Origin of the sequence: Hymenobacter fastidiosus, from assembly GCF_039539565.1 — a bacterium.
Classification (GTDB): domain Bacteria; phylum Bacteroidota; class Bacteroidia; order Cytophagales; family Hymenobacteraceae; genus Hymenobacter; species Hymenobacter fastidiosus.
In genome coordinates this window covers 1-702 of the sequence record NZ_BAABDJ010000050.1, presented here as the reverse complement: position 1 = coordinate 702, position 702 = coordinate 1, and the positions used below count along the sequence as shown (strand labels likewise).

1 protein-coding gene is annotated in these 702 nt (G+C 34.2%); it reads left to right on the top strand.

Going from position 1 to position 702, the window contains the following annotated elements; translation table 11 throughout:
- Window positions 1–18 precede the first annotated feature (18 nt).
- Window positions 19–561, top strand: coding sequence for a hypothetical protein (locus ABD833_RS19275; protein ID WP_345075248.1), 543 nt, complete (start codon window positions 19–21; stop codon window positions 559–561).
- The last annotated feature ends 141 nt before the right edge of the window (window positions 562–702 follow it).

Genomic DNA, 702 nt, shown 5'->3' with positions numbered 1-702 from the left:
GTATGACAAACAATAAGTATGTGGACAAAAAATGTGAATAGCCTATCACGACACTTAATTGATATTTTAGGACTAACACTTCTATTTTTTATTTATGGTTGTTCGCAGACAGAGAAAAATGAAATTCACAAACAAATAAGCAATACAATGAATTATAGAGCATCATTTTGTGACCCATTTCAAAAAGACATTATTGAACTTGGCGACATTTCAAAAGACAGTATTATTGACAAGTTCGAAAAAACACCTTGGGCAGACTTCTTAATGAGAATGGCAAATGCTAAAGAAGATGAAATTTATTATTCACCTTCACTTGAAATTGAAAACAAAGACACCAAACACGGACTTGCAATTTCAGCAGTTGGAGACCCAAACAATTATGAATTTTATATTTTCTATAAACGACCCAAGAAAATAAAATCATTCTTTGGCTTGAAAGAAAAAGTAAACGACAGTTATACAAGCGACAAAACAGGGCAGACAAAACAAGACGTACTTGACTGTTTAAAGGCTTTGCTGAACAATGACAGAGAATATTTATCGAATACAATTGGACAATAAGCATAACAACACAGCAGGCAACAAGCGGTTTGGCAATATGGCGGGGCGACGAATATATGCTCAACTTTTTGTTCGCTAATTGGCTTCAGTTCCGGCAGAAGAATAAAGCCGGGGATTAGTTTTTATCATCAACTTTTGTAA

What these genes read in the sequence shown, in the direction of transcription:
- ABD833_RS19275 (WP_345075248.1), top strand. Translation starts at nt 19, where the DNA reads ATGTGGACAAAAAATGTGAATAGCCTATCACGACACTTAATTGATATT.